This window comes from Pseudomonas sp. URIL14HWK12:I5, assembly GCF_900176445.1.
GTDB classification, from domain to species: Bacteria; Pseudomonadota; Gammaproteobacteria; order Pseudomonadales; family Pseudomonadaceae; genus Aquipseudomonas; species Aquipseudomonas monteilii.
In genome coordinates, this window is sequence record NZ_FWXQ01000010.1 from 40,033 (window position 1) to 51,415 (window position 11,383).

At 64.2% G+C, this 11,383-nt stretch carries 11 protein-coding genes; 6 read left to right on the forward strand and 5 right to left on the reverse strand.

The genetic code is table 11. The features are described 5' to 3' along the window. Positions 1 to 9 precede the first annotated feature (9 nt). From B9A31_RS21520 to B9A31_RS21540, 5 genes are all read left to right on the forward strand, one after another. Positions 10 to 2,475: an efflux RND transporter permease subunit gene (locus B9A31_RS21520; protein ID WP_084297342.1), complete on the forward strand. Its 2,466-nt coding sequence runs from the start codon at positions 10 to 12 to the stop codon at positions 2,473 to 2,475. Next, entirely contained in the window at positions 2,468 to 4,246 is a 1,779-nt protein-coding gene (locus B9A31_RS21525) for an acyl-CoA dehydrogenase C-terminal domain-containing protein (protein WP_019097540.1), read from the forward strand. Before B9A31_RS21520 ends, B9A31_RS21525 begins: the two co-directional genes overlap by 8 nt. 11 nt (positions 4,247 to 4,257) lie before the next feature. After that, on the forward strand, positions 4,258 to 5,898 hold the full coding sequence (locus B9A31_RS21530; RefSeq protein ID WP_026020369.1) for a fatty acid--CoA ligase: 1,641 nt from the start codon (positions 4,258 to 4,260) through the stop codon (positions 5,896 to 5,898). Between the two features lie 162 nt (positions 5,899 to 6,060). Beyond that, complete coding sequence (locus B9A31_RS21535) at positions 6,061 to 6,861, forward strand: LPS biosynthesis protein (protein WP_016715611.1); 801 nt, start codon at positions 6,061 to 6,063, stop codon at positions 6,859 to 6,861. A gap of 72 nt (positions 6,862 to 6,933) precedes the next feature. Next, positions 6,934 to 7,434: a methylated-DNA--[protein]-cysteine S-methyltransferase gene (locus B9A31_RS21540; protein ID WP_016715610.1), complete on the forward strand. Its 501-nt coding sequence runs from the start codon at positions 6,934 to 6,936 to the stop codon at positions 7,432 to 7,434. A 4-nt stretch (positions 7,435 to 7,438) separates the two neighbouring features. Here B9A31_RS21540 and B9A31_RS21545 read toward each other — a convergent pair whose 3' ends face one another. From B9A31_RS21545 to B9A31_RS21555, 3 genes are all read right to left on the reverse strand, one after another. After that, positions 7,439 to 7,681: a hypothetical protein gene (locus B9A31_RS21545; protein ID WP_025754172.1), complete on the reverse strand. Its 243-nt coding sequence runs from the start codon at positions 7,679 to 7,681 to the stop codon at positions 7,439 to 7,441. After that, entirely contained in the window at positions 7,678 to 8,421 is a 744-nt protein-coding gene (locus tag B9A31_RS21550; RefSeq protein WP_027609297.1) for a carbon-nitrogen hydrolase family protein, read from the reverse strand. The genes B9A31_RS21545 and B9A31_RS21550 overlap by 4 nt, the downstream gene beginning before the upstream one ends. Before the next feature lie 75 nt (positions 8,422 to 8,496). Further along, positions 8,497 to 9,012, reverse strand: a complete 516-nt coding sequence (locus tag B9A31_RS21555) for a DUF3016 domain-containing protein (RefSeq protein ID WP_025754171.1) — start codon at positions 9,010 to 9,012, stop codon at positions 8,497 to 8,499. Between the two features lie 75 nt (positions 9,013 to 9,087). Here B9A31_RS21555 and B9A31_RS21560 point away from each other — a divergent pair, with 75 nt between their 5' ends. Continuing rightward, a complete protein-coding gene (locus B9A31_RS21560; RefSeq protein ID WP_019097536.1) occupies positions 9,088 to 9,819 on the forward strand; it encodes a metallophosphoesterase in 732 nt (243 codons plus the stop codon). On the opposite strand, the gene B9A31_RS21565 is transcribed toward B9A31_RS21560, so the two are convergent. Continuing rightward, the gene (locus B9A31_RS21565; protein ID WP_019097535.1) at positions 9,767 to 10,381 is read right to left on the reverse strand and encodes a LysE family translocator; all 615 of its coding nucleotides are present in this window, start codon (positions 10,379 to 10,381) and stop codon (positions 9,767 to 9,769) included. The two genes, B9A31_RS21560 and B9A31_RS21565, sit on opposite strands and share 53 nt — an antisense overlap. An 87-nt stretch (positions 10,382 to 10,468) precedes the next feature. Next, positions 10,469 to 11,278: a helix-turn-helix transcriptional regulator gene (locus B9A31_RS21570; protein WP_084297343.1), complete on the reverse strand. Its 810-nt coding sequence runs from the start codon at positions 11,276 to 11,278 to the stop codon at positions 10,469 to 10,471. Between the last annotated feature and the right edge of the window lie 105 nt (positions 11,279 to 11,383).

Consider the following 11,383-nt stretch of genomic DNA (forward strand, 5'->3'; position numbering starts at 1 on the left):
AAGACCCTGATGGCCGCTACCCGCCAAGATACCCTTCCGGTAATCCGCAACCTTGCCGACTTCGATCCACATTCGGGCAACGGCCTGGAGCGCCTTGTGTTCAACCACCGCCTGCCATTTCTGCTGTGCATGCTGGTGGCGACGCTGGTGCTGGGCTTCATGGCGCTGACACGCCTGGAACTGCGGCCCAGCTTCGACAAGATGCTGCCGCAGAGCCACCCCTACATCCAGCATTACCTGGAAAACCGCGCCTCGTTGCGCGGCCTGGGCAATGCGGTGCGGGTAGTGGTAGAGCACACTCAGGGCGACATTTTCGACCCGGGCTACCTGCAGGCCCTGCGTCACATCAACGACGAGCTGTTCCTCAGCCAGGGGGTGGACCGGGCCTGGGTGAAGTCGCTGTGGAGCCCGGCGGTGCGCTGGACCGAGGTCACCGAAGAAGGCTTCCAGGGTGGCCCGGTCATGCCTGACGGCTATCAGGGTGCAGCCGGCGACATCGAGCAGCTACGGCAGAACATCGAACGTGCCAACATCGTCGGCAGCCTGGTGGCGCGCGACTTCAAGTCGAGCATGCTGGTGGTGCCGCTGCTCGACCAGGATTCGGCCACCGGCAAAGGCCTGGACTACCATGCCTTTTCGCAAAAGCTCGAACAGCTGCGCAGCCAGTACCAGGCCAGCGGCCAGTACCGTATTCATGTGATCGGCTTTGCCAAGCTGATGGGCGACCTGATCGACGGCCTGATCGAGGTAATGGCGTTCTTTGCCCTGGCGGTGTTGACCAGCCTGGTGATCATCTACTGCTATACCCGCTGTATACGCAGCACTTTGCTGGTGGTGCTGTGTTCGCTGACGGCGGTGGTATGGCAACTGGGTATCGTCGCCTGGCTGGGCTATGCCATCGACCCGTATTCAATCCTGGTGCCCTTCCTGATCTTTGCCATCGGCGTGTCGCATGCGGCGCAGAAGATGAACGGCATCCTTCAGGACATCGGTCGCGGTACTCATCGGCAGATCGCCGCTCGCTATACCTTCCGCCGCCTGTTCGTGGCCGGGGTGACCGCCTTGCTGGCCGATGCAGTGGGCTTTGCCGTGCTGATGATCATCGATATTCCGGTGATTCAGGACTTGGCGATTACCGCCAGCATTGGCGTGGCAGTGCTGATCTTTACCTCATTGCTGTTGATGCCGGTGGCCCTGTCCTATGTCGGGGTAGGCCGCAAGGCCGCCGACCGGGCGCTGCGTATCGATGCCCGCGCGGCTCGGCACCGAGGCTTCGGTCGGCTGTGGGACCTGCTCGACCGCTTCACTGAACGCAAATGGGCCAGCGCCGCTGTGCTGGCAGCCCTTGCCCTGGCCGCCCTGGGCATCTGGGGCAGCTTGCAGCTGAAAATCGGCGACCTCGACAGTGGCGCCCCCGAGCTTCGCGCTGATTCGCGCTACAACCTCGACAATGCCTACATCACCCAGCATTACGCACTGTCCAGCGACACCTTCGCGGTCATGGTCAAGACCGCTCCCGAAGGCTGCCTGCAGTACCCGACCTTGATTCTTGCCGACCGCCTCGCCTGGGAGCTGCAGCAACTGCCGGGTGTGCAGACCACTGTGTCGCTGGCCAACGCTGTGCGCCAGATCACCGCTGGTACCTACGAAGGCAACCCACGGCTGAACAGTCTGCAGCGTAACCAGGACGTGCTCAATTACGCCGCCCAGCAGGCTTCGGTCAACGCCCCGGAGCTGTTCAACAACGACTGCTCGCTGATGCCGGTGATCGCCTACCTCAAAGACCATCGCGCCGACACGCTGGCCGAGGTGGCTGCCGTGGCCGAACGCTTTGCCCAGGCCAACAGCAGTGCCGAGCACCAGTTCCTGCTGGCCGCCGGCAGCGCCGGTATCGAGGCCGCCACCAACGTGGTGGTACGCGAGGCCAACCACCGTATGTTGTTGCTGGTGTACCTGGCGGTCACGTTGTTCTGCCTGGTCACCTTCCGCAGCTGGCGCGCAACGCTGGTGGCGATCCTGCCGCTGATGCTCACCTCGGTGCTGTGCGAGGCGCTGATGGTGGCCATGGGTATTGGCGTCAAGGTTGCCACTTTGCCGGTGATCGCCCTTGGCGTGGGCATTGGCGTGGACTATGCGCTGTACCTGCTTAGCGTGCAGCTGCACTACCAGCGCGCCGGCCTGAGCCTGGCTCAGGCCTACCAGAACGCCGTGGCCTTCACCGGCCGGGTAGTGGGGCTGGTCGGCATTACCCTGGCCGCCGGTGTGGTTGGTTGGGCCTGGTCGCCCATCAAGTTCCAGGCCGACATGGGCCTGCTGCTGACCTTCATGTTCCTGTGGAACATGCTCGGCGCGCTGGTGCTGATACCCGCGCTGTCGCACTTCCTCCTGCGTGGCCAGGGCGCCCCGGCGGCTGCCGGAACCCGGGCCGTAGCACTTTCGCAAACCCAAGAAACCGAGTGTTCGTCTCATGTCTGATTACCTTCCGCCACTGCGCGACATGGATTTTCTGTTCAACGACGTGTTCGACATCCCCGCCTGGTGGGCGCAAACGCCCGCACTGGCCGACGTGGTCGATGGCGACACTGCCCGGGCCATACTCGAGCAGGCCGGCAAACTGATTGCCGAGCAGGTGGCGCCGCTCAACCGCAGTGGCGACGAGCAGGGATGCCGTTGGGAGGCTGGCCAGGTTCGGACACCCGACGGTTTCGCCGATGCCTACCGGGCATTCGCCGCTGACGGCTGGGTCGGGGTGTCCGGTGCGCCGGAATACGGCGGCATGGGCATGCCGAAAGTGATCGGCGCCCAGCTCGAAGAAATGCTCAATGCCGCCAACCTGTCATTCGGTTTGTACCCGATGTTGACGGCCGGCGCCTGCCTGGCACTGCTGAACCATGCCAGCGAGGCGTTGAAGGCGCTGTACCTGCCGCCGATGTACCAAGGGCGGTGGAGCGGATCGATGTGCCTGACCGAGCCCCACGCCGGCACCGACCTGGGCCTGATCCGCACCCGCGCCGAGCCCGTTGCGGATGGCGGCTACCGCATCAGCGGCACGAAGATTTTCATCACCGGCGGCGAGCAGGACCTGACCGAGAACATCATCCACCTGGTGCTGGCGAGGCTGCCGGATGCCCCTGCTGGCCCCAAAGGTATCTCGCTGTTCCTGGTACCCAAAGTGCTGGTTGGCGCCGACGGCACATTGGGCCAGGCCAATGCGGTGGGCTGCGGCTCGATCGAGCACAAGATGGGCATCAAGGCGTCGGCCACCTGCGTGATGAACTTTGACGGTGCCATCGGCTACCTGGTCGGTGAGCCGAACAAGGGGCTCAATGCGATGTTCACCATGATGAACTACGAGCGCCTCGGCGTGGGTATCCAAGGCCTGGCCTTGGGCGAGCGTTCGTATCAGGGGGCCATCGCCTATGCCCGCGATCGCCAGCAAGGCCGCGCACCAACGGGGGCTGAAGAGCCGGCGCAGCATGCCGACCCGATTATTGTCCACCCGGACGTACGCCGCATGCTGATGACCATGAAAGCGCTGAACGAAGGTGGCCGGGCATTTTCCACCTACGTGGCATTGCAGTTGGACATGGCCAAATACAGCGGCGACCCGGTTGCGCGCGCCCAGGCCGACGCCAAGGTGGCGTTGCTCACGCCGGTGGCCAAGGCCTTCCTCACCGACATGGGGCTGGAGACCACCGTGCACGGCCAGCAGGTGCTGGGTGGCCACGGCTACATCCGTGAATGGGGCCAGGAGCAGTTGATCCGCGACTGCCGCATTACCCAGATCTACGAAGGCACCAATGGCATCCAGGCCCTCGACCTGGTGGGGCGCAAGCTGTTTGCCGATGGTGGCGAAGCGTACCTTGCTGTGTCCGCTGAACTCACCACCTTCGCCGAGGCGCTGCCGGCCGCATTTGCCGAGTTCAGCGCACCGTTGCTCGCTGCCGTGCGCAACCTTGACGAACTCAGTGCCTGGCTGCTCGACCGTGCCCAAGGCAACCCGCGCGAGCTTGGCGCGGCGGCGGTCGAGTACCTGCAGGTGTTTGGCTACACCTTCTACGCCTACCTGTGGGCACGCATGGCCGTGGTGTGCCAGCGCCAAGCGGCACTAGAGCCGTTCCACGTGAGCAAGCTCGGTACCGCGCGCTTCTACTTTGCACGCCTGCTGCCGCGCATCCATTCGCTCAGTGCCAGTGTCAGGGCCGGCAGCGACAGCCTGTACCTGCTCGAGGCCGGGCAACTGTGATGGCCGCGAACATGACCACGACCCGCATCATGCCTGCGGCCGAGCAGGCGTATGCCTACCCGCTGCTGATCAAGCGCCTGCTGCTGTCGGGGGTGCGCTACCAGCCCAATCAGGAAATCGTCTACGCCGACCGGCTGCGCTACACCTACACGACGTTGCTGGCGCGCATTCAGCGGCTGGCCAATGCGCTCACCGCCGCCGGGGTGAAACCCGGCGATACCGTGGCCTTGCTCGACTGGGACAGCCATCGCGCACTGGAGTGTTTCTTTGCCGTACCGATGCTGGGGGCGGTGCTGCATACGGTAAACGTGCGGCTGTCCACCGAGCAGGTGCGCTACACCATGAACCATGCCGAGGACCGGTGGGTGCTGGTGCATGACGACTTCCTGCCGCTGATGCAGCAGCTACAGGCCGACCTGCCGACAGTCGATGGCTTCATCCGCCTCAGCGATGGCGCCCCTGCCGCGCAGGTGGTGCCTATGCTGGGCGAGTATGAAGCCATGCTGGCGGCTGCCGAGCCCCAGTTCGAATTCCCGGACTTCGACGAGAATTCCCTGGCCACGCTGTTCTATACCAGCGGTACCACCGGCAACCCCAAAGGCGTTTACTTCAGCCACCGGCAACTGGTGCTGCACACCTTGGTCGAGCAGGGCACCCTGGCCGCGTGCGGCGACCTACCGCTGCTGCGAACGGGCGATGTGTACATGCCGATCACGCCCATGTTCCACGTACATGCCTGGGGCGTGCCCTATGTGGCCACCGCGCTGGGCATCAAGCAGGTCTACCCCGGGCGCTACGAGCCCAATCGCCTGGTGCGCCTTTATCGCGACGAGGGTGTGACCTTCTCCCATTGTGTGCCCACGGTGCTGCAGATGATGCTCGACAGCGAGCAAGGGCGCTGCACCGACCTGGCTGGCTGGAAGATGCTGCTGGGCGGCAGCGCGTTGACCTTGGGCCTGGCCCAGCGGGCCAGCGAGCGGGGCATCAGCGTGCATTGTGGCTACGGCATGTCGGAAAGCTGCCCGCTGCTGAGCATCACCCATCTGAGCGCCGACCTGCTGGCACAACCCATGGCGCAACAACTGCCTCTGCGCATCGATGCCGGCGTGCCGATTGCTTTGGTGGACCTGCGTATCGTCGACAATGAGGGCAGGGCGGTGCCGCACGATGGCGAAAGCCTGGGCGAAGTGGTAGTGCGCGCGCCGTGGCTCACCCAGGGCTACCTGCACGAACCGGAGCAAGGCGCGGCGCTGTGGCTGGGGGGCTGGATGCACACCGGTGACCTGGCCTGCATCGACGCAGCCGGCGTGGTGCGCATCCGTGACCGGATCAAGGATGTGATCAAGACCGGTGGCGAGTGGGTGAGCTCGGTGGCGCTGGAAAACCTCATCAGCCAGCACCCGTCCGTCGCCTCGGTGGCGGTCATCGGTATTCCTGACCCACAGTGGGGGGAACAACCGTTGGCGCTGGTGGTCTGTTGTGACGGTGTGCAACTGGACCAGCCAGCATTGGCCAGGCACCTGCAGCCGTATGTCGACAGCGGGCACCTGAACAAATGGGCGATACCACGGCAGCTTCGTTGTGTGGACGAGATCCCCAGGACCAGTGTCGGCAAGATCGACAAGAAGCGCATTCGCCAGGCTGAAATCTAGGTTTGGCGTGCGACTTTCAGGGGCGCAAAGCGCCCCAAATCCCCGCCAGGCAAGGGAACGGCGGTTTGCTCATGTTCAGCCAGGTAAAGTTAGGTAAAAGCGGCCACGGCATATACACGGATCAGTATTGTGGTTTGTACTGTTCGGTCAAAGATGCCAAAGATGAACACACTTCCGTCGCAGCCAAGCGCTGAACGCGGGGCGTTCTCCAGTTTCGAGGCGTGTCGCAACACCCAGCAGGGCCCCGTGGTGATCCTTGCCTCCGGCGCTTCTGCCAGGCATTTTCCGTTGGGCGAGTTCGCACATTTGCCCATCATTGCCATGAACGGCTCGGTCGCCATGACCGCCGAACACGGTATCCACCCCTTCTTCTACGTGTGCACCGACAAAAGCTTTAGCCAGCAGCAGCCGGCCTTGTTTGCCACTGCCTTGCGCGACAGCGAACGCCTGGCACTCTGGCCCGAGCAGTACGAAGGTGCCGATGTGCCGGCGAGTACCGAGTGTTATGCCCTGCACAAAGCCGACACACCGGGCCTGCTGGACGGTTTGCGCGGCCATGGTGACAGTTGCGTGTGCAACCGCGCGCTGTGGAGCAAGCGCAGCCGCTCGATTGCCTTCAGCAAAGACCTGACACATGGTTTTTTCGATGCCCGCACAGTGGCCTATGTGGCCTTGCAGCTGGCGTATCACCTGGGCTTTGAAGAAGTGCTGCTGGTCGGGGTGGACCTGGACCAGACCGTGGGGCGCTTCTATGAAAACGGGCAGGGCCAGTGTTCGCCGTGCGGGCTCGACCAGCACTGGGACAGCCGCATCCTGCCGTCGCTGACGCTGATGGCGCGGGAGGTGGTGAGCGCGCATTTTCACGTCTACAACCTGTCGGCCACCTCACGCATCCCCGCCGAACTGATCCCCAAGGTCAACCTCAACGAAGCGCGGCGGATTGCCGGTTGTGCCATTACCTGAGCAAGAAAGCGGATGCGCACGGGGCTGTGGATGCGTACAGTACGCCCATCGCAAACAGGCAGGTTCACGCTTATGTCCAGCGCATTCACCCTCATGCAGTCGCCCGTCGGCACCTTGACCCTGGTGGCGCGCGGCGAATGCCTGGCAGCCGTATTGTGGGAAGAGGAGCGGGAAAACCGCGTTCGCCTCGGCGAGGTGTACCGTGACGACCAGTGCCCGGTGCTGCGGGAAACTGCACGACAGCTGGGTGAGTACTTTGCGGGTAAGCGGCAGCGCTTCGAATTGGCGCTGGATTTTGCCGGCACCGAGTTCCAGCGCCAGGTATGGGCTGCGTTACTGGCGATACCCTTCGGTGAAACCCGCAGCTACAGTGACATCGCCCGGCAGATCGGCAACCCCGACGCGGTGCGCGCAGTAGGCGCCGCCAACGGCCGCAACCCGATTTCGATCATTGCACCGTGCCACCGCGTGATCGGTGCTTCAGGCAGCCTTACCGGCTTTGCCGGCGGCCTGGCGGCCAAGCAGTACCTGCTGGCGCTGGAGGGCCGGCAAAGCCTGGCACTGGACCTGTAACGCGTCAGCTGAACCAGCTGGCGACCACGCAGGCCAGTATGGCCAACACCGACCCAGCCATCAGGGTGTAGTGCCGGTGGGCCCGCCGTGCATGGGGCTTGACCTCGCGCAGGTATTCGCCGGGTGTCGGCGCGTGCGGCCTATGGCGTAAGCCTTCGGCCACATCGGCAAGCTGGCCCTGGATCAGCAGGCCGACCAGGTAGTAGGTGCAGGCGTAGCTCAGCAGCGCCAGTAACAGGTAGATCATGCCGGGTGTAGGTCCAAGGGCAGGGCCACGGCGCTGGTGTTGCCGGTGTCCAGCAGGATCAGCCCTTCACTGTGGTCATCCAGGCTCGCCAGCAAGCGCCCCTGGCTGTCCCACGCCGCCGAGCCGCCGGCGCCGATGAACGTGTCGGCCGGCCCCACGCAGTTGGCCATCAGCACCGGCATGCCCAGTTCACGCGCCACTGCCGGGTAATGCAGGTAGCCTTCGCGGATGCCCTTGGCGGTTTTCGCCACACTGACCAGATACAGGTCGGCGCCGTGCTCGCGGGCGGCGGCAGCGTGGGCCATGAACATCGACTCGTAGCAGATTGCCGGTGCCACTCGGTGCTCACCGACCTGCAGCAGCAATGCCTGATCGCCCGGAGTGAAGTAAGGCAGCTCGTCTTCATGAAGGCGCCGTTTGGCATAGGCCTGGCGCGCAGCCATGGGGCTGAGAATCGGCATGCCGATGCGGATACCTTCGGGTGTCGGCAACGGCAAGCCAGCCGCAATGGTGATGCCCAAGCGGTCACAGGCGGCTTGCAGCGGGTCCAGCCGTGCGGAGCTGACCGGCAGGGCGGCCTGGCGCGCCAGGGTGGGCTCGTAGCCCGTCAGCGAGAGTTCGGGGAAGACCACCAGCTCGGCACCCAGTGCCGCCGCCTGCTCGATGCAGGCCAGGTGACGTTGGACGTTGCCTGGTACATCGCCCTTGAGCGACGCCAGTTGTACGGCACACAGTTTCATCTAAACCCTTCCCTGGTAAAGGTTGAAGGGCCGAGCATACTACCGGCACCAACACCTGTACCAGTGAAGGGTTTTTCAGGTTGCGGGGTGCGCGGCGAAGCGTTGGCGGAACCAGTCGTCGAGCATGGCCTTCTCGGCATACAGGCGGTCGTTGCTGCTGGCGACCCGGCCCGGGCGGCTGAGGTACATCTTGTCGCTGACCCGTTCCTCCGCTTGCCGGGCGGGTTTGCCTGGCTGGTTGAGGGTGTAGGTCAGGTCAATCGTCGGCCAGGTGATCTCGCGCATGAAGCGCACATCGTAGGCCTGGCTGTGCCAAGGCTCGAAGCGCCCGGCCAGGTCGATGTCGCGGATGTCGATGACCAGTTGCTGGCCCGGTTGCAGGTAGCGTTGGCCGAGCTTCTGCAAGTACTGGGTGAGGGTTTTCATCACATAGTCATCGGCGCCACGCTCATAACCGTGGCTGTCCAGGCTGGCATCGCGGAATTTTTCCGGGTGGTCGAAACGCACCTTGACCTGCGCGGGCGGGGCACCTTGTGCCATGCTGTCCAGTGACAGCGCCATGAGCACGGCACACACGAGGGCGGTACGCATGATGCACCTCCTGGGTAGAGTGGGGGTGTTTCCATTTTACGCCTGCCATGGCGCCACCAGCAGAGGAAGATTGTAATGGGACGGTTTCGGCGGTTGCTCGCCAACATCCGGGGGCGGGACCTGGCAGTGGGCGATATCCATGGTCACTTCCAGCGGCTGGAGAAGTGCCTGGAAGCGGTAGGGTTCGACCCGGCCGTGGACCGCCTGTTCAGCGTAGGTGACCTGGTGGACCGTGGGCCGCACAGCGAGGCTGCTCTGGAATGGCTTGCGCAACCATGGTTTCATGCGGTGCAAGGCAACCATGAGGCGCTGGCAATCACCCGCGTGCGAGGGGGGCGGCTTGACCTGGAAATGTACCGTGCAGCGGGTGGGAGCTGGTTCCTCGACCTGCCGCGGGCCGAGCAACTTCGCTACGTGGAGCGCTTCGAGCAGTTGCCGATTGCGATAGAAGTGGAAAGCGCAGATGGCCTGGTAGGCCTGCTGCATGCCGACAGCCCGTTTGCCGACTGGGCAGCCTTGAGGCGTTGGCTGGAGCTGGAACTGGATGACGACCCCAAAGTGCGGGAAGTGTGCCAGTGGTCGCGGCGGCGGCTGAAGGAAGGCAATACCCAGCCGGTGCAAGGCCTGCGGGCCTTGCTGGTGGGGCACACGCCGGTGCTGGAGCCCAAGCTGCTGGGCAATGTGTGGCACCTGGATACCGGCGGTTGGGCCAGCGGCCACTTCAGCTTGATGGACATGCGGACGCTGAAACTGCTCAGCGCCGCGCCAGATGCAGCAGCAACGCCAACGCCAATGCCACCAGCATGACGCCCGAGGCTCGCTCCAGCCACGGCAGGCTACGGGCGAAACGCCGCAGTACCCGCTGGTTACCGATGGCCACGGCAACCAGCAAGTCCCAGAGCAGCACGATGCTGAACATCCACAAGGCATACGCCGTTTTCCAGCTGCCGCTGGCACTGGCGACCATGCTGGCCAGGCTGGCATAGAACAGCGCGTTCTTGGGGTTGAGGATGCCGGACAAGAAACCCATGCCCAAGCCCCGCCACCAACCCGGTACCGCCGACTCACCCGCGACTGCGCCCAGGCGGGTTCGCCCGGCATGGCGTAAGAACAGTACGCCGATGTACAGCAGGTAGCTGGCCCCGGCCAGTTGCAGGGCGGTGAACAGCAGGCTGCCTTCCTGCAGCACCGACAGGCCGGTGAACGCCATGGCGATGAACGCGCCATTGGCCAGGGCGATGCCCAGGCAGGCACCGCTGGCGATGCGCCAGCCGCTGTTGATCGAGGTACGCGCCACCAGGAAGAAGTCCGGGCCAGGTGATAGCAATGCGAGGAAGTGGGCGAGGGCGATGATCAGGAACTGTTGCATGGGTGGGGCTGCTCTGCGGAAAACCGCAGTCTGCTGCAGGGCCTGTCAGGCGTATTGAACAATATTGCAAGCCCAGGCGGCGGGCGTTCAACGCCCTCGGTACTGCCCCGGCGTCACCCCCACATGGGCCTTGAACACCCGCTGGAAGTGGCTCTGATCGGCAAACCCGAGCTGGTAGGCCACCTCCGCCAGCGCTGCCCCTTCAGCCAACAGCTGCCGCCCGCGATTGACCCGGGCATTGAGCAGGTAGGCATGTGGTGTAAACCCGGTGGCCGAACGAAACGCACGGATCAGCTGATAGCGCCCAAGCCCGGCCTGATGGGCCAGTGCTTTCAGGTTCAAGTGCGCCGGGTCCTGGCCTTCGATGCGTGCGACCAACCCGCTCAGCGCGCTTGCCTCCAGGGCGGGGGCTGCAAATAGTGGCGGCTGTGCCGAGTAGTCCAGGTCCCCCAGAAAGGCAATCAGCGCTGCATCCTTCTCCCCGTTGCTGGCGCAGGAGAACAACAGGCTGTTCAACTCGCAGAATTGCCGATACACCTGTGGTGCCCGGCAGATACGCGCCGGTTCGCCTGCCCCGGCACCGCTCAGCCCCGACTCCAGGCGCAACTGCGTCAGCCAGTCGGCGTCCACATGCAGCATCTGGTAGCTCCAGGCTTGCCCGGGTGCGGGGTTGCAGGCATGTACGCGGTGGGCCGGGACAAACACCAGCGTGCCGGGCCTCAGGCGTTCCTGCCCGTCCGCAGCCCCGGTGAAATGGCTGTGGCCAGCATCCACCGCGCCGATGGAAAACGTGGGGTGGCTGTGGGCCTTGTAGCAAGCCCGGCTATGGCAGGCGCGGCGACTTTCCACATGCGCAAGTGCCGGGTCGCGCCATAGCGCGGTGTAGGGGCGGGGCATCACAAGGTCCTCGGTTTTGCCAGCAGGGTAACAATTGCTGCGTACCCGTACAGTTTTTAACGCTGACTGTAACTTGACCGCAAGGCCCGGCAGCCGCCGAAATAG

What these genes read in the sequence shown, in the direction of transcription:
- B9A31_RS21550 (WP_027609297.1), bottom strand. Translation starts at nt 8,421, where the DNA reads ATGAAACTGTGTGCCGTACAACTGGCGTCGCTCAAGGGCGATGTACCA.
- B9A31_RS21540 (WP_016715610.1), top strand. Translation starts at nt 6,934, where the DNA reads ATGTCCAGCGCATTCACCCTCATGCAGTCGCCCGTCGGCACCTTGACC.
- B9A31_RS21560 (WP_019097536.1), top strand. Translation starts at nt 9,088, where the DNA reads ATGGGACGGTTTCGGCGGTTGCTCGCCAACATCCGGGGGCGGGACCTG.
- B9A31_RS21525 (WP_019097540.1), top strand. Translation starts at nt 2,468, where the DNA reads ATGTCTGATTACCTTCCGCCACTGCGCGACATGGATTTTCTGTTCAAC.
- B9A31_RS21520 (WP_084297342.1), top strand. Translation starts at nt 10, where the DNA reads ATGGCCGCTACCCGCCAAGATACCCTTCCGGTAATCCGCAACCTTGCC.
- B9A31_RS21555 (WP_025754171.1), bottom strand. Translation starts at nt 9,012, where the DNA reads ATGCGTACCGCCCTCGTGTGTGCCGTGCTCATGGCGCTGTCACTGGAC.
- B9A31_RS21570 (WP_084297343.1), bottom strand. Translation starts at nt 11,278, where the DNA reads ATGCCCCGCCCCTACACCGCGCTATGGCGCGACCCGGCACTTGCGCAT.
- B9A31_RS21530 (WP_026020369.1), top strand. Translation starts at nt 4,258, where the DNA reads ATGACCACGACCCGCATCATGCCTGCGGCCGAGCAGGCGTATGCCTAC.
- B9A31_RS21565 (WP_019097535.1), bottom strand. Translation starts at nt 10,381, where the DNA reads ATGCAACAGTTCCTGATCATCGCCCTCGCCCACTTCCTCGCATTGCTA.
- B9A31_RS21535 (WP_016715611.1), top strand. Translation starts at nt 6,061, where the DNA reads ATGAACACACTTCCGTCGCAGCCAAGCGCTGAACGCGGGGCGTTCTCC.
- B9A31_RS21545 (WP_025754172.1), bottom strand. Translation starts at nt 7,681, where the DNA reads ATGATCTACCTGTTACTGGCGCTGCTGAGCTACGCCTGCACCTACTAC.